General features: G+C 61.8%; 20 protein-coding genes and 1 riboswitch. Of the genes, 5 read left to right on the plus strand and 15 right to left on the minus strand.

Translation table 11 applies throughout. The features are described 5' to 3' along the window. Window positions 1-13 precede the first annotated feature (13 nt). The 5 genes from AC1DJO_RS06795 to AC1DJO_RS06815 all read right to left on the minus strand — a co-directional run bounded on the left by AC1DJO_RS06795 (window position 14) and on the right by AC1DJO_RS06815 (window position 4,718). A complete protein-coding gene (locus AC1DJO_RS06795) occupies window positions 14-1,036 on the minus strand; it encodes a glycoside hydrolase family 3 N-terminal domain-containing protein (protein WP_112388411.1) in 1,023 nt (340 codons plus the stop codon). A 21-nt stretch (window positions 1,037-1,057) separates the two neighbouring features. Next, window positions 1,058-1,540 (minus strand): GNAT family N-acetyltransferase, encoded by a 483-nt coding sequence (locus AC1DJO_RS06800; protein ID WP_112388410.1) that lies wholly within the window; start codon window positions 1,538-1,540, stop codon window positions 1,058-1,060. A gap of 184 nt (window positions 1,541-1,724) precedes the next feature. Beyond that, window positions 1,725-2,366: a ThuA domain-containing protein gene (locus tag AC1DJO_RS06805; protein WP_112388409.1), complete on the minus strand. Its 642-nt coding sequence runs from the start codon at window positions 2,364-2,366 to the stop codon at window positions 1,725-1,727. Window positions 2,367-2,384: 18 nt separating this feature from the next. Further along, window positions 2,385-3,485 carry a Gfo/Idh/MocA family protein gene (locus tag AC1DJO_RS06810; RefSeq protein ID WP_112388408.1) on the minus strand — a complete coding sequence of 367 codons (1,101 nt, stop codon included), beginning with the start codon at window positions 3,483-3,485 and terminating at the stop codon, window positions 2,385-2,387. A gap of 33 nt (window positions 3,486-3,518) precedes the next feature. Beyond that, entirely contained in the window at window positions 3,519-4,718 is a 1,200-nt protein-coding gene (locus AC1DJO_RS06815; protein ID WP_112388407.1) for an ROK family transcriptional regulator, read from the minus strand. Window positions 4,719-4,923: 205 nt separating this feature from the next. Here AC1DJO_RS06815 and AC1DJO_RS06820 point away from each other — a divergent pair, with 205 nt between their 5' ends. From AC1DJO_RS06820 to AC1DJO_RS06835, 4 genes are all read left to right on the plus strand, one after another. After that, a complete protein-coding gene (locus AC1DJO_RS06820; RefSeq protein WP_112388406.1) occupies window positions 4,924-6,231 on the plus strand; it encodes an ABC transporter substrate-binding protein in 1,308 nt (435 codons plus the stop codon). 71 nt (window positions 6,232-6,302) lie between these two features. After that, on the plus strand, window positions 6,303-7,241 hold the full coding sequence (locus AC1DJO_RS06825; protein WP_112388405.1) for a carbohydrate ABC transporter permease: 939 nt from the start codon (window positions 6,303-6,305) through the stop codon (window positions 7,239-7,241). Next, the gene (locus AC1DJO_RS06830) at window positions 7,234-8,082 is read left to right on the plus strand and encodes a carbohydrate ABC transporter permease (protein ID WP_112388404.1); all 849 of its coding nucleotides are present in this window, start codon (window positions 7,234-7,236) and stop codon (window positions 8,080-8,082) included. Before AC1DJO_RS06825 ends, AC1DJO_RS06830 begins: the two co-directional genes overlap by 8 nt. 66 nt (window positions 8,083-8,148) lie before the next feature. Continuing rightward, entirely contained in the window at window positions 8,149-8,757 is a 609-nt protein-coding gene (locus AC1DJO_RS06835; protein ID WP_112388403.1) for a YdeI/OmpD-associated family protein, read from the plus strand. A 31-nt stretch (window positions 8,758-8,788) separates the two neighbouring features. Here AC1DJO_RS06835 and thiD read toward each other — a convergent pair whose 3' ends face one another. The 9 genes from thiD to AC1DJO_RS06880 form a co-directional block, all read right to left on the minus strand. Next, window positions 8,789-9,601: a bifunctional hydroxymethylpyrimidine kinase/phosphomethylpyrimidine kinase gene (thiD, locus tag AC1DJO_RS06840; protein WP_112388402.1), complete on the minus strand. Its 813-nt coding sequence runs from the start codon at window positions 9,599-9,601 to the stop codon at window positions 8,789-8,791. Continuing rightward, on the minus strand, window positions 9,598-10,233 hold the full coding sequence (gene thiE, locus AC1DJO_RS06845) for a thiamine phosphate synthase (RefSeq protein WP_112388401.1): 636 nt from the start codon (window positions 10,231-10,233) through the stop codon (window positions 9,598-9,600). Before thiE ends, thiD begins: the two co-directional genes overlap by 4 nt. Further along, window positions 10,230-11,033 carry a hydroxyethylthiazole kinase gene (gene thiM / locus AC1DJO_RS06850; protein ID WP_112389000.1) on the minus strand — a complete coding sequence of 268 codons (804 nt, stop codon included), beginning with the start codon at window positions 11,031-11,033 and terminating at the stop codon, window positions 10,230-10,232. The genes thiE and thiM overlap by 4 nt, the downstream gene beginning before the upstream one ends. A gap of 53 nt (window positions 11,034-11,086) precedes the next feature. Continuing rightward, window positions 11,087-11,183: riboswitch (TPP riboswitch) on the minus strand. A 41-nt stretch (window positions 11,184-11,224) separates the two neighbouring features. Further along, window positions 11,225-12,286, minus strand: a complete 1,062-nt coding sequence (locus tag AC1DJO_RS06855; protein ID WP_112538213.1) for a sn-glycerol-3-phosphate ABC transporter ATP-binding protein UgpC — start codon at window positions 12,284-12,286, stop codon at window positions 11,225-11,227. A 22-nt stretch (window positions 12,287-12,308) separates the two neighbouring features. Further along, the gene (locus AC1DJO_RS06860) at window positions 12,309-13,163 is read right to left on the minus strand and encodes a sugar phosphate isomerase/epimerase family protein (protein WP_112388399.1); all 855 of its coding nucleotides are present in this window, start codon (window positions 13,161-13,163) and stop codon (window positions 12,309-12,311) included. 34 nt (window positions 13,164-13,197) lie between these two features. Further along, on the minus strand, window positions 13,198-14,436 hold the full coding sequence (locus AC1DJO_RS06865; RefSeq protein ID WP_112388398.1) for an ROK family transcriptional regulator: 1,239 nt from the start codon (window positions 14,434-14,436) through the stop codon (window positions 13,198-13,200). A 39-nt stretch (window positions 14,437-14,475) separates the two neighbouring features. Continuing rightward, window positions 14,476-15,318 carry a carbohydrate ABC transporter permease gene (locus AC1DJO_RS06870; RefSeq protein ID WP_112388397.1) on the minus strand — a complete coding sequence of 281 codons (843 nt, stop codon included), beginning with the start codon at window positions 15,316-15,318 and terminating at the stop codon, window positions 14,476-14,478. Next, complete coding sequence (locus AC1DJO_RS06875; RefSeq protein WP_112388396.1) at window positions 15,315-16,244, minus strand: carbohydrate ABC transporter permease; 930 nt, start codon at window positions 16,242-16,244, stop codon at window positions 15,315-15,317. The genes AC1DJO_RS06870 and AC1DJO_RS06875 overlap by 4 nt, the downstream gene beginning before the upstream one ends. Window positions 16,245-16,313: 69 nt before the next feature. Continuing rightward, the gene (locus AC1DJO_RS06880; protein WP_112388395.1) at window positions 16,314-17,612 is read right to left on the minus strand and encodes an extracellular solute-binding protein; all 1,299 of its coding nucleotides are present in this window, start codon (window positions 17,610-17,612) and stop codon (window positions 16,314-16,316) included. A 276-nt stretch (window positions 17,613-17,888) separates the two neighbouring features. On the opposite strand from AC1DJO_RS06880, the gene AC1DJO_RS06885 reads away from it, so the two are divergent. Further along, window positions 17,889-18,935 (plus strand): Gfo/Idh/MocA family protein, encoded by a 1,047-nt coding sequence (locus AC1DJO_RS06885; RefSeq protein ID WP_112388394.1) that lies wholly within the window; start codon window positions 17,889-17,891, stop codon window positions 18,933-18,935. A 1-nt stretch (window position 18,936) separates the two neighbouring features. Here the strand turns inward: AC1DJO_RS06885 and AC1DJO_RS06890 are convergent, their stop codons facing one another. Continuing rightward, window positions 18,937-20,070 carry an ROK family transcriptional regulator gene (locus AC1DJO_RS06890; RefSeq protein ID WP_112388393.1) on the minus strand — a complete coding sequence of 378 codons (1,134 nt, stop codon included), beginning with the start codon at window positions 20,068-20,070 and terminating at the stop codon, window positions 18,937-18,939. Window positions 20,071-20,275: the final 205 nt, after the last annotated feature.

Genomic DNA, 20,275 nt, shown 5'->3' on the forward strand with positions numbered 1-20,275 from the left:
CGAACCGGGCTGGTCAGGCGGCCAGCACGGTCTTGAACATGTCCTCGACTTCCGCATGTGCAGCGCGGACGTCGATCTTGAGATTGCCGAGGCGGGCTTTGCCGGCCTCGATACGGGCAAGTGCTGCAGCTGTGAGCGGGCGGGCGGCCTTGGCGGCTGCTTCGCTTTCCGGAATGTCGCCATGGCTGTGAAGCGCGATGTCGAAACCGGCGTCGAGCACCTGCTTGACGCGTTCCGGCATGGTGCCCTGCAGCGATTCCATGAAGATGCAGTCCGAGATCAGCACGCCCTCGTAGCCCATGTCCTTGCGGATCACGTTATGCATGACCGGCGAGATGGAGGCGGGCAGTTCCTTGTCGTAGGCGGTATAGACGACGTGGGCAACCATCGCCCAAGGCGTGTCCTTCAGCGCCACGAAGGGCTTGAAATCGGTGGCTTCGAGTGTCTCGCGCGATGCATCGACGACTGGGCGCTCCTTGTGGGAATCGAGCGTTGCGCGGCCGTGGCCCGGAATGTGCTTCATGACGGGCATGTTACCGGTTTCGAGCAGGCCATCGACGACCTCGCGGCCGAGGGCGGCGATGATGTCAGGATCGGCACCGAACGAGCGGGCGCCGATGACGGCGCTCGTGGTCGGGAAGACCAGGTCGAGAACCGGCGAGCAGCCGCTCGTCAAGCCGAGCTCGGTCATCATCGCGCCCATGGCCTGGGAGGAAAGGCGAAGTGCACGCTTGGCGAGTTCGAGATCACGCTGAGCGAGCTCGGCAAAGGCGCCGAAGCTGCGGAAGAGCGGCCATGGACCGGCATCCAGATGCTGGACGCGTCCGCCTTCTTGGTCGGTGAATACAGGCGCATCCTCACGGCCAACAGCCTCGCGGAAGCGTTCGATCAGCACCTTGACGTCGCCGGGGGTCTTCAGGTTGCGGCGGCCGACGAAGAGACCAAGCGGATTGGTTTCGCGAAACAGCGCGAACTCGTCGTCCGACAGGGTCGGATTGGGCATGCCGACGAAAAGGGCGAGGGGGGTCTTGGACACTCTTTATGCTCCGGTATCAGTTTAGGTCTTCGGCTTGCTTCTGAGCATGCCTTCGTAGGTGCCCTTGTCGGGCGCGGGGATGGGTACGGCGCCAGCGGTCTTGGCGTAGAAATCGACCGGGCCTGCGTCGCCGATGAAGGCATAGGCGTGGCCAAGCGTCTTCATCGTCTGTAGGCAGGCGGAAAAGAGGGCGAGGCCGATGCCCTTGCCGCGGGCTTCAGGTGCCACGCCAGTCGGGCCGAAGAAGCCGCGTGCCGTGGTGTCGTAACAGGCAAAGCCGAGAAGCTTGCCGCCATCGACGGCGATCAGGCACGCATTGGGCTGGCGGGAAAACGCGACGGTGACTTCGCTCGCCCAGTTCTCGCTGAAATGCTCGCGAACCCAGGCGGTAACGACATGCATTTCCGGCGGCAGGGCCGGACGGATGGTGACACCGGTTTCATCGGCCTTTAATCTCAGTCCGTCGAGCGTCTTCGAATATAGGTTTACCAGCAGGTCGGGCACCTGTCGTCCTCCAATATTCCGTTATTACGGAATGTATCCCCTTTTAATGACATAGACTTCGTCGTTTCGATCCTGGATGTCAACAGGGAATCTGGGGGAGGACAGAACGCCGCGCAGGGGGCGGCAAAACGCAAATAGCCCGGCTCTGCGCCGGGCTATCCAAGGCTCTTGCAAGATCAGTGATTTAGCGCGCTGCCCAGTTGGCTCCGCGGCGGAAGATGGTCTTCATTTCAGGCACGCCGAATTCCTTGGCCTGATGGCCGAGCGAGGAATAGAAGACGCGGCCCTTGCCATATTTGCGCTTCCAGACGACGGGCATGACCACGCCGTCGATCCAATAGGCATGGTCGCCGGTGAAGGTCGTCGTCGCCAGCACTTCGTTCGACGGATCGACATGCATGTAATATTGCTCCGACGTGTAGGGGAAATCGACGATCCCCTCCATGACAGGGTCATCGTGCCTGGTGATGTTGACTTTATAGTCGATGATATTGCCGGGGTGGGCGACCCACTGGCCGCCGATCATGAACTGGTATTCGACGCATTCGCGAAAGCTGTCGCCGGCGCCGCCGTGGTAACCGGCAATGCCGACGCCGTTTTCCACAGCCGCGGCCAGGTTCTTGATCTCTTCCTTTTCGATCTTCGACATGGTGACGATCGGTACGACGAGGCTGAGATCGTGCACGGAAGGGTCGGCGAAGGCTTCGGTACTATGCTCGACATAGACCTTGAAGCCGTCCTCCTCGAGCATGTCCTTGATGATGACGGCGCATTCCTGCGGCTCGTGGCCGCTCCATCCGCCCCAGACGATCAGTGCTTCACGCATGCATATTCCTCCTGAAAATTATTTGGCGAGCCGCCCGTCGACGAGCGATTCCGAGAGCGGCGCGGGCCGCTCGGTGGCCGTGGTGATGGTGACCGTGCGGCCGCTTTCCGAGGCCGTGTGGAACGCTTCCATGACCTCGAGCACATGCAGCGCCAGACTGCCATTGGCGCGATGCGGCCGGTTCGAGCGGATCGCATGGGCAAGGTCGGCGACACCGATCGAGCGGTAGTTGCCATCGGCATAAGGCGAGGTCAGTTCCTGCGTCTCGAAGCTGCCGCCCTTCTTGAAAAACTGCACTTCGCCGCCGAAATGGTTCGGATCGGGGACGATCAGCGTGCCCTCGGTACCGTAGACTTCAAGTGGCACATGCTTGTGGCCCGCAACATCGAAGCTCATGCCGATCTGCACGACCGCGCCATTGGCAAAGGCCATGACACCGGCCACATGGGTCGGCACGTGAACCGGGATCTTCTCGCCGTTGCGCGGTTCGCTGGTGATGACGCGCTCCTTGCGCGGTGCCACGGCGAAACCGGCAACCTGCGCGACCGGGCCGAAGAGATTGACGAGATCGGTGATGTAATAAGGCCCCATGTCGAGCATCGGTCCGCCGCCGACTTCATAATAGAAGGCCGGATTCGGGTGCCAGCGCTCATGGCCCGGGCACATGAAGGTCGCGGTGCCGCCAACCGGCTGGCCGATGACGCCGCTATCGACGAGAGTCCGCGCCGTCTGATGGCCGCCACCGAGGAATGTATCGGGCGCTGCGCCAATGCGAAGATTCTTCGCCTTGGCGGCTTCCGCCAATTTTTTCCCTTCCGCGAAATTAATGCCGAGCGGCTTTTCGGAATAGGTGTGCTTGCCTGCGTCCAGCGCCTGCAGGCCAACGGCGACATGGGCCTTCGGCACCGTCAGATTGACGATGATCTCGATCTTGGGATCGGCGAAAAGCTCGTCGATATTCTTTGCCGGGACATTGAATTCCGCCGCTTTCGCATCGGCCAGTGCGCGGTTGAGATCGGCCACGCCCCGGATGTCGAGGATCGGGAAGGAAGCCATCGCCTTCAGGTAGGCGCCCGAAATATTGCCGCATCCGATGATGCCGATACCGACTTTTTCCATAAGTTCCTCCCAGGATATGTATCTGTTTCAGCGCTATAGCGCTGGCCCCGTGGTGCTCCAGGGCGATTCATAGAGTTCGTAGAGCGCGACGGCGGCAGCACCCTGCGCCCAGAAATCGTCGCTGGAATCGTCGAAGACGAGTTCGGTGACGCCCTTCAGCGATGGCGGGATCGCCACCGCATAGGCATCGCGAAGGCTGTTCAGGAACGGCTCGCCGAGCGCCAGGCTGGATCCAACGAGGATGACGCGCGGTGGAGCGAAAAGGGTTACTATATTGGCGACCGTCAGGCCGACTGCCTCACCGGCGCGAATGGCCGAGGCGATCAGCGTATTGTCCTCGGCCTTGATCAGCGCCTGGGCGTGGGTCATGCCCCGGCCAAGCCGGATCGCTTCGGCAAAACGGCCGTCGGCCTGTTGATCGCCGAGGATGGCGCTTTCGCCCGCCTGAGTGGAGAGGCGTACCGTGCCCTGCGGCCCCATGCCGAGCACGAGGTCGCCGAGATTATGGCTGAGGCCGCCCGCGCCGCGGAACAGCTGGTTGCCGTGCAGCACCCCAAGGCCCAGCGTTTGTTCGAGCGAAATCAGCACCATGTCTTCCAGATCGCGCGCCTTGCCGAACCAGTGATGGGCAAGCGTGATGGCGTGCGCGTCACTCTCGACGATCGTCGATGTGCCGAGTCGCGCCGTCATCTCGGCGGCGAAATCGACATTCACCTCGCGGAAGATCGGGCTGCTGCGCACATGACCGGTGCGATGTTCGATGACGCCGGGAAGGCCGAGGCAGACGGTATCGACATCCTCGAGCGAGAGCCCGGCATCGACCACGCAGCGGCGCACGCCGTCTTCCACGAGATCGGCGATGACGGCGATCGGCTGCCGGTCGATGCGGATCGGAAGCGTCAGCTTTGACAACACGTCGCCACGAAAATCGGTGACGACGAAGATCATGCGGTTGGCGGCGATCTTCGCGCCGACGACGCGGGCGGCATCCGGGTTCAGCTCCAGCATCACCCGCGGTCTGCCGCGCGCCGCTTCGTTGCGGATGTCGCCTTCATGCCGCGGCAGGATGAGGCCGTCGTCGAGCAGCGAAGCGGTGATCGCGGAAACGGTCGTCGTCGACAGCTGGGTGCGTTCGCTGATCTCCACACGCGAGATCGGCCCGTGGCGGCGGATCGTATCCAGCACGTTCAAGCGATTGATCGCGCGCATCAATTCGGGATCTGCGGTCTTCATGAAATCTAGCCGGGCAATCGCTTGAATGGGGCCGTGGCCCAAATATTTTCGACGGGTTACAAATTAAATAACAGGCAGTAACAGGCCTCTGTCAAGCCGGAACGGCAAAAATTTGGGCAGTTGGGTTGACATTGTGCGCAAGCTCCGTTGAATTAATCCGCATAGGGGAAAAATTGTGAGGATGGAGCCCCTGGGAGGAAAAATCATGACGTATATGCACAAGGGCCTGGCCCTTCGCGGCAAGCGCATTGCATTTCTGGCAGCCGCTGCAGGGGTTTCGCTGATACTCGGCGCCAGTGCGGCTTCGGCGAAGACTGTCGTCAAATGGCTACATCTGGAGCTTGATCCGAAATTCGTGGCGAAGTGGGAAGAGATCGTCAAGAAATACGAAGAGCTGCATCCCGACGTCGATATCCAAATGCAGTTCCTGGAAAACGAGGCCTTCAAGGCCAAGCTGCCGACGCTTCTGCAATCCGACGACGTGCCCGATTTCTTCTACAGCTGGGGCGGGGGCGTCCTGAAGCAGCAGTCCGAAACCGGCGCGCTGCAGGAGGTCACGGCCGCGCTCGACGCTGATGGCGGCAAGCTGCGCAAGCAGTTCACGCCCGCTTCCGTTAACGGCATGTCCTTCGACGGCAAGGTCTGGGCCGTGCCCTACAAGGTCGGCCTCGTCAGCTTCTTCTACAACAAGGAGCTGTTTGCCAAGGCCGGCGTGAAAGCCGAAGACATCAAGAGCTGGGCCAATTTCCTCGATGCCGTGAAGAAGCTGAAGGATGGCGGCGTCGTGCCGATCGCCGGTGGCGGCGGTGAGAAGTGGCCGATCCACTTCTACTGGAGCTACCTCGTCATGCGCGAAGGCGGCCAGAAGGTGTTCGACGCTGCCAAGAAGGGTGAGGGCGAAGGCTTCCTCGATCCGGCGATCATCAAGGCCGGTGACGACCTCGCCGCGCTCGGCAAGCTTGAACCCTTCCAGCCTGGCTACCTTGGCGTGACATGGCCGCAGGCGCTCGGCGTCTTCGGCGACGGCAAGGCGGCGATGATCCTCGGCTTCGAGAACACCGAAGCCAACCAGCGCAAGAATGCCGGCGACGGCAAGGGTCTGGCGCCTGAGAATATCGGCCGTTTTGCCTTCCCGACAGTCGATGGCGGCGCGGGCAAAGCCACTGATACGCTCGGCGGTCTGAACGGCTGGGTGGTCACCAAGAAGGCGTCCAAGGAGGCGATCGACTTTCTCGCCTATCTGACGAATGCCGATAACGAGCGGGAAATGGCGAAGAACGCCATGTTGCTGCCGGTCGCTGTCGGCGCCGATGACGGTGTCGTCAACCCGCTGCTCGCCGAATCCGCCAAGCAGCTCGCCGGTTCCACCTGGCACCAGAACTTCTTCGACCAGGATCTCGGCGCCGCCGTCGGCCGCGTCGTCAATGACGTCTCGGTCGAAATCGTCTCGGGCCAGATGAGTTCGAAGGATGGCGCCCAGCAGATCCAGGACGCGTTCGAACTGGAGCAGTGATCCACTCCGCATTCTCTTCCCGGCGCCGCAAGGCGCCGGGACCTGATCAGGCGCATGCGAAAGCAGGACACATGGCTGACATTTCCGTTTCAACTGGCATCGGCGCGAAAGGCCTTTCCAAGAGCGCGCGAAAGAACCGCAGTTCGATCGCGCATGACCGCTGGGCCATCCTGCTGCTCTTCCTGCCGCCGGCGCTGATCCTTTTCACGCTCTTCGTCATCATGCCGATGGGCGAGGCGGCCTGGTACAGTTTCTACAAGTGGAACGGCTACGGCACGCCAACCGAATTCATCGCCTTCAAGAACTTCCAGGTGCTGTTCCGCAATGCCGCCTTCAGCCAGGCGCTCATCAACAACGGCCTGATCATCATCATCTCGATCGCCATCCAGGTGCCGCTGGCAATCTGGCTTTCGACCATGCTGGCGCACCGCATTCCGGGTGTCGTCACTTACAGGCTGATCTTCTTCCTGCCCTACGTCCTGGCAGATGTCGCGGCCGGTCTCATCTGGCGCTTCGTCTATGACGGCGACTATGGCCTGTTTGCCGCAACGGCCAATTTCTTCGGCTTTGCCAACCCCTATGTGCTGGCCGACAAGGACGTGGCGATCTATGCGGTGCTCGGCGTCGTCGTCTGGAAGTACTTCGGCTTCCACATGATGCTGTTCATCGCCGGCCTTCAATCCGTGGACAAGAACGTGCTCGAAGCAGCCGATATCGACGGCGCTTCCGGCTGGCAGAAATTCCGCTACATCACGCTGCCATTGCTCGGCTCGACGCTGCGCCTGTCGATCTTCTTTGCGGTCATCGGCTCCCTGCAGCTTTTCGACATGATCATGCCGCTGACCGGCGGCGGCCCATCGAACTCGACGCAGACGATGGTCACCTTCCTCTACACCTACGGCGTCATGCGCATGCAGGTGGGCCTCGGCAGCGCCGTCGGCGTCGTGCTGTTCATCATCTGCGTGACGCTCGCCTTCGGCTACAAAAGGATATTCATGCGCAATGACTGACACGACCGACACCATTCGCATGCAAACGGGGACGAAAGTCTATCTCTACGTCTCGCTGACGCTGATCGCCGCCCTCGTGCTCATTCCGCTGCTGACAACGGCGCTTGGCGGCTTCAAGACGCTGGGGGATTTGCGCGTCAATCCGTTCGGCCTGCCGGCCGCATGGCAATGGTCGAACTATACTGACATCCTTTTCGGCGAGCGCTACTGGCTGCAGATCTTCAATTCGCTGGTCATTGCGGTGCTGACAGTGTCGCTGACGCTGATCGTCTCGTCGATGGCAGCCTTCACCTTCGCGCATGTGCGCTTCTTCGGCTCGTCGTTCCTGCTGAACTATTTCCTGCTCGGGCTGATGTTCCCGGCCGCCACCGCCATTCTGCCGCTCTTCATCCGCATCCGCGATCTCGGATTGCTGGATACCTATTGGGGCGTGGTGCTGCCGCAGGTGGCCTTCGGCCTTGGTATGAGCATTCTCTTGTTTAGGAATTATTTTCGCAACCTTCCGGAAGAATTGTTCCAGGCGGCCTTCGTCGATGGCTGCGGCTATCTGCGCTTCTTCTGGTACATCTCTCTACCGCTATCGCGGCCGATCATCGCCACGGTTAGCATCATCTCCTTCGTCGGCAGCTGGAACAGCTATATCCTGCCGCTCATCATGCTCAATTCGGAATCGAAATATCCCTGGCCTCTCGGCATCATGGTCTATCGCGGCGAATTCGGCACCGAATGGCAGCTGGTGCTGGCCTTCATCACGTTGACGATCATGCCGACCATCATCGTCTTCTTCCTTGCCCAGAAACACATCATTGCCGGTCTGACGGCCGGAGCGGTCAAGTCCTGAGCGAGTTGAAGTTTGCGCCGTGGCCGCTACCATGGCCGGGCGCAGGCTTCACGGGGGATAAAGCGAATGGCTCCGATCGTCGTCGATCCGGACAAGGTGCATGAATTCAGCAATGCCGGGGAATTCTACGACTGGCTTTCGAAGTATCACGATAAAGAAAACGAGGTCTGGATCCGCATCTTCAAGGTGGCCTCGGGCCTGCCATCGATCACGCCCGTCGAGGCGATCGATGCCGTGCTCTGCTGGGGCTGGATCGATGCGGTGCGCAAGAGCCTCGATGAGAAGAGCTATTTGCAGCGCTACACCCGGCGCACGAAGAACGGAACATGGAGCCAGATCAACGTCGACAATGTCGCACGACTGATCAGTGAAGGCCGGATGACCGGTCACGGTCTGCGCGAGGTCGAGGCCGCCAAGGCCGACGGCCGCTGGGACCGTGCCTATGGCAGCGGCAAGAACATGAAGATCCCCGACGATCTGCAGGCGGCGATCGATGCCGAGCCGGAGGCGAGGGACATGCTGGCAAAGCTCAGCGAGCAGAACCGTTTCGCGCTGGCATTCCGCATGCACAAGATCAAGACCGAAGCCGGCCGGAGGCGGAATATCGAGAGCTTCGTCGCCATGCTCAAAAAGGGCGAGACGATCTATCCGCAGGGAAAAAAGCAGAAGGGTTGAGACCGGCGGCTTTTTCGCCGGTCCCGGTGTCTCACAGGTCCGGCTCGTTCCACAAGGCGTGAAAGTGATGGACGGGGCCGTGACCTGAGCCGACGCCGAGTTGACCTGCCGCCGCCACCGCATCGGCGAGGTATCGCTTGGCGATGGCAACGGCGGCTTCCGGCGATTTGCCCTTGGCGAGCTCTGCGGCAAGAGCGCTGGAAAGAGTGCATCCGGTACCATGGGTGTTCTTCGTCGGAACCCGCGGTGCCTCGAACCAGGTGATGTGATCGGCGCTCGCCAGCACATCGGGACTGTCGTTGCCGCCGAGATGGCCGCCCTTGAGGAGAACCATTCCAGGGCCGAGCGTCAGCAGCTTGCGCGCCTGATCCTGCATCTGCTCGCGGCTTTCGGCATGGCCTTCACCGAGCAGCGCTGCCGCCTCCGGCAAGTTCGGGGTCAGCATCGTTGCGAGCGGCAGGAGACGCGTGGTTAGCGCGCCGATCGCAGCAATGTCGAGGAGGGTGGCGCCGCCCTTGGCGATCATGACGGGATCGAGCACGATGGGAATACCGCGATGCGGCTGCAGGGCATCGGCGACCGCCTCGGCAATCGCGGCATTGGCGATCATGCCGATCTTGACGGCATCGACGCGCACATCGGCGAAAACCATGCGGATTTGCTCAGCGACAAACGCCGGAGAGACCGTCTGCACGGCAGAAACGCCCGTCGTGTTCTGTGCGGTCAGCGCCGTCAGCACGGCCATGCCATAGGTGCCACGCGCCGAGAAAGCCTTGAGATCGGTCTGGATGCCGGCGCCGCCCGAGGGGTCGGACCCGGCAATCGAGAGGACGTTACGGATCATGAGCGTGCCTTTCTGATGCTGGCTGCGATGGCTGCGGTCGCCGCCTGCGGATCGGGCTGGCCGCAGATCGCCGAGACGACCGCAAGGCCCTCGGCGCCGGTGGCAAGCACCGGGCCGACATGCTCGGCCTTCAGCCCGCCGATCGCTACGGAGCGAACCGGGCAGGCACGAACGAGATCGGCCAGACCTGTCAGGCCGATCGGTTGCTTATGGTCAGGCTTCGTCGCGGTGGCAAAGACCGGGCCGATTCCGGCATAATCGACGATGGCGGGATCCACCGCGGCGGCAAGCGCCGCCGTCTCGACCGACAGGCCGAGGATCATGTCCGGCCCGATCTTCCGGCGAGCTTCAATCGCGCCGAGATCATCTTGGCCGATATGCAATCCGTCGGCACCGAGCGCGATCGCCGCCTCGACATCGTCGTTGACGATGAGCAGCGCGTTGCTGCCCGTGAGCACATGCTGCAAAGCCCGGCCGGTTTCGATCATTTGCCGGGTGTCCGCCGTCTTGTCGCGCAGTTGCACGATGGTCGCCCCGCCGGCAACGGCGGCACGCGCGGTTTCGACAAGCCCGTATCCGGCACAGAGATGCGGATCGAGGACGAGATAGAGGGAAAGATCGAAGGTCTTCACGCCGGGCTGATCCTTGCCGCCTGGTCGAGGCCCGGACCGTCGAGTGCCGCGAGCGCATCAAGGAAACGCCAGGAGAAGGAGCCGGGGCCTTTCGCTTCCAGCGCTGCCTGTTCGCCGGCGACGGCAAACATTGCCAGCGCTGCGACTGTCGCATCGAAAGTCTCCTCGGGCGCAATCGCGGCAAAGGCGCCGGTCAGGCAGGTCAGCGAGCAGCCGAGCGCGGTGATCTGCGGCATGAGGGCCGAGCCGCCGGCGATCCTGACAGCACGCGCGCCATCGGTGACGAAATCGATCGGACCGGTGACCGCAACGGCAGCACCATACTGGGCGGCAATGCTGCGGGCGGCACCTTCCGCCTGCTCGACGGGATCGCGGCTGTCGACGCCCTGGCCGCGGCTTTCGCTGCCGGCAAGCGCGATGATCTCGGAAGCATTACCGCGGATGATTGCCGGATTGAGATCGAGCAGCGCCGCAACGCTCTCCCGGCGGTAGCCCGTCGCGTAATGGGCGACCGGATCCAGCACCCAGGGCTTGCCGTTGCGGGCAGCGGCCTTCGCCGCCTGTTTCATGCCGCTCACCCAGGCGGGCGACAGCGTGCCGATATTGATCGTCAATGCCCCGGATATCGCCGCGAATTCACCGGCTTCCTCTTCGGCATGCACCATGGCGGGCGAGGCGCCCGCGGCCAACACGACATTGGCGGCGATGTTCATCGCGACATAGTTGGTGATGCAGTGAACGAGCGGCGGCGCGGCGCGCAGCGCGGTCAGCAATTGTCCGGGTGATCTCGAAGTCGTCATCTTGCGTCCCTTGTGGGGCGGGGCAAGACGCCGGAGGCCGGACGAACGAAAGCGAAGGGCCTCGAGCGACTCCCTCCGCCAGCATTATCTGGTTCAGGTTCAAAGGGTACTTCTCAGCCCGCCTTCCGGCGAACGCCCCTGTCTCTCAACGCCTTCGTCATCGCAAATTATCGGCGGCTTGTCACGCCCTATCAGTTCAGCCGGGCCTCGCCGCTGACGATACGCTGCTCGCCTTCATCGAAGAGATGAACGGCATCATGAATGGGCGCAACCTTCAGGACATCGCCGGGCGCTGCTCTGATCCGCTCGCGGAAGACGCAGCTGATGGTCTGCGTACCGAGTCTGGCGATGACGAGGGTTTCCGATCCCGTCGGCTCAACGACGACAGTGGTGATCTCGATGCCACCGGGGTCGAGCCGGAGATGTTCGGGGCGGATGCCGTAGGTTACGGCATCGCCCGGACGGCGGTCGCTTGGGAGGATGATGCCGTCTTCGGTGCGGAAACCCACATCCGTCATGCTGCCCTTGATGAAGTTCATGGCGGGCGAGCCGATGAAGCCCGCGACGAACAGGTTGTTGGGCCGGTCGTAGAGATCGAGCGGAGAACCGGACTGCTCGATGCGGCCGTCCTTCATGACGACGATCTTGTCGGCCATGGTCATGGCCTCGATCTGGTCGTGGGTGACGTAGATCGTCGTCGTCTGCAGCCGCTGGTGCAGTTCCTTGATCTCCGAGCGCATCTGGACGCGCAGCTTGGCATCGAGATTGGAGAGCGGTTCGTCGAAGAGGAAGACGGCCGGGTCGCGCACGATTGCCCGGCCCATGGCAACACGCTGGCGCTGGCCGCCGGAGAGCTGTTTCGGATAGCGTTCGAGCAGGCTTTCGAGGCCGAGAATCTTGGCGGCATTGCCGACGCGCTTGTCTATCTCCTCTCGCGGCATACGCTTCAGCCGCAGCGAGAAGCCCATGTTCTTGGCAACCGTCATATGCGGATAGAGCGCATAGTTCTGGAACACCATGGCGATGTCCCGGTCCTTCGGTGCCAGCTCGTTGACGATGTGCTTGCCGATCTGGATCTCACCGCCGGTAATGCCCTCGAGGCCGGCGATCATCCTGAGCAGCGTCGATTTTCCGCAGCCGGACGGTCCGACGAGAACCACGAACTCGCCGTCGCGGATATCGACCGATACGCCCTTGATGGCCTTGAACGCGCCATAGTCCTTGCGGGCATTATTCACGGAAACATGAGCCATTGTCGTCCTCCCCAGGCCGCGATCAGAGCGTGTTCAAGGTGTTTCTGAGAAAGCCGAGGCCGACGCGCTCGCCCTCCTTGCGGGCCTCCAGGTCCTTGCCCGGCCAGCCGTAGGCGGCATCCTCATGCTCGATCGAGATCGTGCCGTCGAAACCGTAGCTCACGGCCTGGCGCAGGAATTTCGTCCAGTCAAGAAGGCCGAGGCCGGGCAGCTTGTATTGCCACCAGCCCTTGCCGTGATAGCCGACGGCCTGCTGTACGGCGGGATCGATCGCGGTGTCCTTGGCATGGAGGATGGCAATGCGGTCCTTGACGTCCTCGAGCGCCTTATAGGGATCGACGCCGATGCGCAGGAAGTGCGAGGGGTCGAATTCCAGCCCGAAGCGGCGGTCTGGAATGCGCTTGAACAGCTCGTCGTAGCCCCTCGGCGTCGTGCCGACGAAATTGTCCTTCGGCCCTGGCCAGTTTTCGATCGCGAAGATCAGGCCGCTCGATGCCGTCTCGGCAATCAGGCCGTTGGTGTAGGCGGCGAAGTCGTCATAATTGGCCTCGTCGCTGGCTTCATCGTTGCGTCCCGGGAAGATCACAAAGATCGGCACACCAGCCTCGCCGATCGCCTGGGCGAATTCCGAGGTGCGCGAGCGCAGATCCTTGCGCTTGGCATTGTCGGCGTCGAGCTGGTTGCCGAAATAGGTGATGGAGGAGACGTAGAGATTGCGCTCGCGAGCGAGTGCCACGGCAGAGCGGACCTTGTCGGGCGTCTTGATATGCCCGCCGACATCGATCTCGATGGCATCGAAACCGGCGGAGGCCGCGAAATCGACCACTTCTTCCAGCGGCCGGTCGTTGAACGTCGACGTATAGAAACCGATCTTCATCAAAATCCTCCCAGGCGCCGCCGCGGCGGCTGTTCTAGTTGTTCAGGCGATCCATGTATTTCAGGGGTGAACGCGTGCGTTGAACCTCATCTGACGACGCTAGCATCAGCGCTGCCGCCATTGGCATGGCCGCAGCACCGATCGCCGAAGCATCGTCGCCAAGCGAGGCGCGGTGAAGCGACGGCAAAGCGGCGTCGGCGGCATCGAGATGCTCATGTACATAGCGCAGCAGCTCGTCGATCATGCGGATCGGCAGCCGCCCGCCGACCAGGATGGCGTCGGGATCGATGATCATGCCGATATGCCGGACAGCGACGGCCAAATGGGCGCTCATCTCCCGCAGCCATTGCGAGACCAGCCGCTTTCCGCGCGTATCGAGCGTCAGTAGATCCTGCGGTACGCTGACCTTGATGCCGTGTTCCGCGAGGAACTCGTAAAGGCAGAACAGGGAAAAGATCTCGCCGAGCAGCCGCACCTTCTGCGCCCGCTCGTCCTTACCGTCGGCAATCGGCAGCCAGCCGATTTCGCCGCTAAGGCCCATGGCGCCGCGGTGGCCATTGCCATCCAGCACCAGTCCGCCGCCGGGGCAGGCATTTATGGCGATGTAGAGGAAGCTGCGGCTTTCGGCGCCGAGCCCATAGTCGAGTTCGGCCAGTGCCGCGGCATTGGTTTCGTTCTCGATGAAGACGGGGTGCTGCGTCAGGCCTTCGATCGCGGTGCGCACGTCGAATTCCAGCCATTCGGAATAGTCGGCCGGCTTGCCTGGAAAGGATATTTCGCCCAGCCAGTCCGGCATGGCGAGACCGATACCGGCCAGATGAGCGTCGTCGATCAGGCGGCTGCGCTGAAAATGTGATATCGCGTCGGCCGACAGCTGCATGAATTCGGCAGGCAGAATGTAGCGCTTTTCGTGATGCACGCGGGCACGCACATTGCCGACCGCGTCGACGGCAAGGATGGTCAGGTGATCGCGGTCGATATTGATGCCGATGGCGAAGAACGCGTCCGGATTGATCTCGAGCTCGATGGCGGGCTGTCCGCGCAAACCGTGGCGGCGCCGAGCCTCGATGATCAGGCCCTCGTCCAGCAGCCGGTCGACGATGCGGGCGATGGCCGGCTTGGTGAAGCCGGTCTGTCTTGCAATCTCCGCCCGCGAAATCGGGGCCTGCCGGTGGATGCAGCGCAGCACGACGGCGCGGTTATGCTCGCCTGCATCTTCGACATTTGCCCCCGATAGATCGGGGGAGAGCTTGACGCCCGCGGTCTGGTTCATGGTCGCGATCCTTCATCTTCCATCGGCATCAGACCGGTCTCATCCCTTGACTGCGCCGCTGGTCATCGCGCCGAGAATCAGTCTCTGGAGCGACAGGAAGGCCACGATCGCCGGTACGACGGAGATCAGGCAGGCGGCGGCAAGCAGCTGGATCGACGAGTCGGTCTGCATGCCGCGGAAGTTAAAGATACCGACGCCGATCGGCATCAGATTGTTTTGGGTCAGCAGCAGAAAAGGCACGAGGAATTGCGACCATCCGGCAATGACGGTGATAATAAAGACCGAGGCGATGCCCGGCGCCGAGAGCGGCAGGACGATACGCCAGAACACCGAGAAGCGATTGCAGCCATCGATCATCGCGGCCTCGTCAAGACTGCGCGGGATGCTATCGACTGTGCTCTTCAACAGCCAGGTCGCCAGCGGCACCCCGAGCGCGATATAGACCATGACGACGGCAAAATGCGTGTCGAGCAGGCCTAGCTTGTTCATGTAGCGATAGAGCGGCACCATGATCACAAGCGGCGAGATCATCTGGAAGAGCAGCAACCCCATCATCGACAGGCCCTTGCCGCGAAAGTGGAAGCGCGAGAAGGCATAGGCTGCAGGCAGCGCCACGATGAGAACGCCGAGACCGCTGAGCGCCGCAAGCTTCAGCCCGTTCCACAGATAAAGCGGGAAATAGCTGTTGTTGAGAACGGCGACGAAGTTTTCCATCGTCGGATTGTGTGGGATGTAGCGGGCGACGCCGCGATAGATCTCGCGCCGGTCGCGCATCGCCATCGACAGCAGATAGGAGAGGGGGCCGGCGAAGAAAACGAACATCGCCAGCATGAACAGATAGCTCAGAAAATCGCCAAACCGCGTGCCGGTGCGCCCGCTCATTGCTCTTCCTCCTTGGGCAGGAACGACGCATAGACGAAGGCGAGCCCGAGACTGATGATCAGCATCAGCACGGAGAGAACGCTGCCGCCCGACAGGTCGTAATTTCTGAAGACGATGTTGAAGACGTAAAGCGAGATCACTTCCGTCGCACGGCCGGGACCGCCACCTGTCAGCGTGATGATCGCGTCGAAGGTGTTCAGCGTCATGATGGTGATCAGGATCATGTTGACCAGGATCGCGGCGCGCAGCTGAGGAATGGTAACGAAGAAGAACTGCTGCGATCCGGTTGCGCCATCCACTTCCGCCGCCTCGTAGAGCGAGGGGTCGATCGCCTTCAGTGCCGCATACATGACGACCATCGAGAAAGCCGCACCGCGCCAGATGTTGGATATCAGCGCCGACCAGGGCGCGATCGACGGATCCGAGAGCCAGGCGACGGCGGGCAGGTGCATCATTCTGAGGATGCTGTTCAGCGCGCCATAAGGCGCTTCGGAAAACAGCATCTGCCAGATGATGCCGCCGGCGATACCCGGGACTACCCAGGCGACAAGCGCCGTGGTGCGCAGGATCGTCGTGCCGAACAGGCCGCGCTTTTCGCCTCGAACGACGACGACCGCGACGGCAAGTCCGAGGATCTGCTGGCCGATAACGCTCCCGCCGACGAAGATCAGCGTTGCCCACAGGATATCAGGCAGCTGCGGCGAGCTCAGCGCATTGGAGATCGAGCCGAGTGTATAATCCTGATTGTCGCCGATCAGCGTGGCATTGGTGAACGACAGGCGGAACACGTCGATGACGGGGTAGAGATAGAAGATGCCTATGACGATGATCACGGGCATGATCCAGGGCAAGGGTGCCCCGGCGAAACGGCGCATGAACGATCTGCTGTGAGGCGGGCTGACGGCCTCGATGGCGATAGGGCTCATTGGGCTTCTCTGTCCGGGTTTGGGAATGCCGGCGGCGCCCATTTCCGGGCGCCGCCACGATCACAATCTCTAGAGACGCTTGTAAGCCTCCATCGTCGCATTGAACGCGCCGTCCAGTGCTTCTTCCGGCTTCTTGGTGCCGGAGAGGACGTCACCCATCATGATCTGGATCTGGTTGGAGATCTCAGGATAGATCGGTGCACCCGGCCGCGCCTGACCGTTCACCAGGGCGTCGGCGAAGGTCTTGTTGGCTTCGGTCGAGAAGACATCATATTTCGTGAACAGCGACTTGCGCGTCGGAAGCTGCTGCTGCAGAGCGTTTGCCGGTCCCATATAAACCTCGCGGGCGAGGTTGGCGCACATCTCGACCTTGTCCTTGTCCTTGGCGAAGGATGCGATCGTCCAGCCGCCGGTTCCCGTTGAGCGCTGGTCGGCGGTCGGACCGGGGATCGGCGAGAAGGTCCAGTTCTTGAACTCTTCGTCGTCGAGCGTGGCCTTCAGCTGTGCATATTGCCAGTTGCCGCCGATGAAGAGGGCGGTGGTTCCGGCCGCAGCCGCCGCGTTCAGGTCGTCATAGTTACCGATCGTCGTCACGCGCTTCGGTGCGGCACCTGAATCGACGAGGTCCTTGTAATAGTTGAGCGCCTTGAGGAACTTCTCCTTGTTTTCACCTTCGCCAAAGATCGGCTTGCCTGTGTCGTCGACCAGTTTGCCGCCGAGTGCCCAATAGTTGGCGAGCCAGTCGAAGGTCGAGCCCTCATAACGGCCGGCGTTGAAGAGGATTCCCTCCATGCCTTCGCCGACAGATGCGATGCCGGCCTTCTTCAGGTCGTCCCAGGTCTGGGGCGCGTCGGCGACGATCGACTTGTTGCGATAGAGCACGCGCAAGTCGGTATCCCACCACCAGGCGCGGACGCTCTTGTCCTTGTCGGTGATGCCCTCGCGGATGAAGGGGAAGAGGTCGTCCACTTCTTCCTTCGAGAAGTATGGCGTGAAATCCGCCAGCACGTGATTGACCATGAACTGCGAGAGCACGAAGGAATCGACCGCGGCGCAATCCGGCGCGTTGCCGGCCTTGGCCTGCTCGAGCATCTTGGCCTGTTCGGTGCCGATATCGGCCGACATGAACTGCATCTGCAGCTTCCAGTCGGGATGCTTCTTGATGAAATCGACGAAGAGTTTCTGGTAGCCTTCGGCGATCTTTGCGTCGGCATTGTTGGGACTGTCGTTTGTCAGGCGAACGACGAGGGACTTCGGTGCATCGGCAAGGCCGATCCTGTCCTTCGTCGCCAGTTCTTGGGCAAATGCGGCAGGCACTGAAAATAACATTGTGCTCAGCGCCAATGCGCCGACGAACGCTCTCTTCATGATGGGTCTCCTCCCCATTTTCAACGGATACAGCCTGGTGGTCAGTTGACCTCTCCTCAATTCCATGCTGCATTAATTAGATTAAGTTACTTTGATTTGATGTCAAGCCGCACTTGGGAGGAATGAGATGCTGGCGACATTCAACACAAGTTAGGCGGGTTAAAACCCGGTTTCCCACGGATCGAACAGGCGTCTTGCGACCGTCGCAACACGCACAGGATGTGTTTTGCCCGGCTGCCGACGTGGTGGCCGAACGTGATATCTATGGAGGATAAGATGCGATTACTCATTCTCGGCACTGGCGGAATGGCGAACCAGCACGCTGCGCGGTTCAAGGAGATCGAAGGGGTCAGCGTTGTCGGCGGCGTCGATGTCGTGCCCGAGCGGCTGGCGGCTTTTTGCGCCGAACACGGCATAGCCAAGCAGTTCAGCACGCTTGAGGAGGCGCTGGCTTGGGGCGAATTCGATGCTGTCGCCAATGTCACCCCCGATCGAATCCATCATCCGACGACGCTGCAGGCGATCGCCGCTGGCAAGCATGTGTTCTGCGAAAAACCGCTCGCAACGGATGCCACCAAGGCGATGGAAATGACCGAAGCGATCGAGAAATCGGGCAAGGTCGGTATGGTGAATTTCACCTACCGCAATTCGCCGGCTCTCCAGAAGGGAAGGCAGATGGTGCTGGCTGGCGAGATCGGCGCTGTCAGGCATGTCGAGGCTTCGCATCTGCAGAGCTGGCTGGTCGGCCGCCACTGGGGCGACTGGAAGAGCGAGAGCAAATGGCTGTGGCGGCTTAGCAAGAAGCACGGCTCGAACGGCGCGCTCGGCGATATTGGCATCCACATCGTCGATTTCGCCTCTTATGGTTCGGGGCTCGACGTCGCCCATGTCTTTGCGAGGTTGAAGACTTTCAACAAGGCGCCGGGCGACAAGATCGGTGAGTATGATCTCGACGCCAATGACAGCTTCACGATGAATGTCGATTTCACCTCAGGGGCGATCGGCACCATCCAGGCGACACGAACGGCAGCGGGGCAGATGGACCAGCTGCGCCTTCGCGTCTATGGCGAGACCGGTTCGATCGAAATGATCTACGACACCGGAAAATCGACGCTGCGCGCCTGCCTTGGCGAGGACGTGCACACCGCGACCTGGCGCGATATCGGCTTCGATCCCGTCGAGACCAACTACCAGCGTTTCGTCCAGGCGGTGCGTGCCGGGAAGACGCAGGAGCCGTCGTTCCGGCGGGCGGCCAATATCCAGAAGGTTCTGGACAAGGCGCTCGCTTCCGATCTCAGCCGTACGGACGAAGCGCTGGCATAGATCAGGCCGAAACCGGCGGCAGCAGGGTGTTGAGGAACGGCAGCAATGCCGCCCCGAGCGCAATGCCGCCGCCGCTGAAGCTGGCCGGTTTCATCGGCGAGATCCACGGCGTCAGGAACGGGCGCTTCGAGGTATCGCGGCGCTCCACCGACAACTGATGGATCAGCGCCTCGATGGTAGCCCGCGGCAGATCGCTGCCGATCATGATGACGCTCGGGGCGACGAAGCCGGCGATCGCGATGATCGGGTCGAGCAGATGGCTTGCGGCGTCGCGGATCCACTGCCCGAGTTCGTGCGGCGAGGCCTCACCATCTTCGAGAACGCGTGCAAAGGTCTCGCTGCCGACAGCCGCGCGCAGTGCTCCGAACCCGGCCACGCTGTTCAGCCTGACATTGTCGGGACCGGTCAGCATTTCGCCAATGCCGCCCGCCCTGCCATGAACGCCGGAATAGGGCGCGCCGCGGACGAGGAAGCCGGCCTGGACGTCCTCGTCGAGAATGATCATCGCAAGGCCGCCCACCGTTGCCGGGCTGCCGATCGTGCGCTCGGCCAGCAGGCTGGCGGTACATTCGTTTTCGACCTCGGGCTTCGGAAGTCCGGAGAGCGCAGCAAGCGCCTCGTTCTGCTCGTCCGTCCAGATATTCGAGCCGATGCCTGCACCGATGATCGGCAAGGCCGCGTGGCGGTCCATCATTTCCTTGATGGCGCTGTGGACGGACGTCACCATGGCAGCTGGATCTGGCTGGAAATAGGCGCGGTCATGCACCTGGCCGCTGAGATCGATCAGCACGGCTTCGCAGCGGCGTTCACGGATCCTGATGCCGATCGAAAAGGCCCCACCCGGGCGCAATGCGAATTCGGCAGCGGCCGCCCCGCCGCCCGCGCCATTGCGCCGGTTCGAGGTCACAAGGCCTTCTTCGCCGAGGCGGCGAAGGATGTTGGTGATCCCTGGGCCGGTCAGTCCGGAGTGCTGGCCTAGCTCCATCCGCGTCAGCGGCCCATGTCGGCGGATCGCCTCCAGGATGACGCGGATATTCCGGTCGGCGATCTCCCCGGATCGCAAACCAACCGTTTTGCCGCGCGCAACGCCCGGTTCCTGGGTCTGACGCCGCGGCCCTGATCGAAGATACCGCATGACCGTCTTTCTTGAGCACTGACTTGCTTTTGTATCACACCCGAAAGTCTCGCAACTGATTTCTCGCGCTTGACGTGAAAACAAAGTTACTTAATCTAAGAGGGCCGCGCGATCTGTTGGAGGAGACGGAGCCGTGCCGCTGGCGGCTCGTCCGCGCCATTCCACTCTCCCCGCCCGAGCATTCGACATCATTCGATAGGACACG

The organism is Rhizobium sp. 05N430 (assembly GCF_056396985.1).

Excerpts from the sequence above, each read along its gene's own strand:
- AC1DJO_RS06865 (WP_112388398.1), bottom strand. The coding sequence starts at position 14,436 with ATGAACCAGACCGCGGGCGTCAAGCTCTCCCCCGATCTATCGGGGGCA.
- AC1DJO_RS06830 (WP_112388404.1), top strand. The coding sequence starts at position 7,234 with ATGACTGACACGACCGACACCATTCGCATGCAAACGGGGACGAAAGTC.
- AC1DJO_RS06810 (WP_112388408.1), bottom strand. The coding sequence starts at position 3,485 with ATGGAAAAAGTCGGTATCGGCATCATCGGATGCGGCAATATTTCGGGC.
- AC1DJO_RS06855 (WP_112538213.1), bottom strand. The coding sequence starts at position 12,286 with ATGGCTCATGTTTCCGTGAATAATGCCCGCAAGGACTATGGCGCGTTC.
- AC1DJO_RS06880 (WP_112388395.1), bottom strand. The coding sequence starts at position 17,612 with ATGAAGAGAGCGTTCGTCGGCGCATTGGCGCTGAGCACAATGTTATTT.
- thiD (WP_112388402.1), bottom strand. The coding sequence starts at position 9,601 with ATGATCCGTAACGTCCTCTCGATTGCCGGGTCCGACCCCTCGGGCGGC.
- AC1DJO_RS06835 (WP_112388403.1), top strand. The coding sequence starts at position 8,149 with ATGGCTCCGATCGTCGTCGATCCGGACAAGGTGCATGAATTCAGCAAT.
- AC1DJO_RS06815 (WP_112388407.1), bottom strand. The coding sequence starts at position 4,718 with ATGAAGACCGCAGATCCCGAATTGATGCGCGCGATCAATCGCTTGAAC.
- AC1DJO_RS06825 (WP_112388405.1), top strand. The coding sequence starts at position 6,303 with ATGGCTGACATTTCCGTTTCAACTGGCATCGGCGCGAAAGGCCTTTCC.
- AC1DJO_RS06805 (WP_112388409.1), bottom strand. The coding sequence starts at position 2,366 with ATGCGTGAAGCACTGATCGTCTGGGGCGGATGGAGCGGCCACGAGCCG.
- thiM (WP_112389000.1), bottom strand. The coding sequence starts at position 11,033 with ATGACGACTTCGAGATCACCCGGACAATTGCTGACCGCGCTGCGCGCC.
- AC1DJO_RS06870 (WP_112388397.1), bottom strand. The coding sequence starts at position 15,318 with ATGAGCGGGCGCACCGGCACGCGGTTTGGCGATTTTCTGAGCTATCTG.
- AC1DJO_RS06875 (WP_112388396.1), bottom strand. The coding sequence starts at position 16,244 with ATGAGCCCTATCGCCATCGAGGCCGTCAGCCCGCCTCACAGCAGATCG.
- AC1DJO_RS06820 (WP_112388406.1), top strand. The coding sequence starts at position 4,924 with ATGACGTATATGCACAAGGGCCTGGCCCTTCGCGGCAAGCGCATTGCA.
- AC1DJO_RS06890 (WP_112388393.1), bottom strand. The coding sequence starts at position 20,070 with ATGCGGTATCTTCGATCAGGGCCGCGGCGTCAGACCCAGGAACCGGGC.
- AC1DJO_RS06885 (WP_112388394.1), top strand. The coding sequence starts at position 17,889 with ATGCGATTACTCATTCTCGGCACTGGCGGAATGGCGAACCAGCACGCT.
- AC1DJO_RS06860 (WP_112388399.1), bottom strand. The coding sequence starts at position 13,163 with ATGAAGATCGGTTTCTATACGTCGACGTTCAACGACCGGCCGCTGGAA.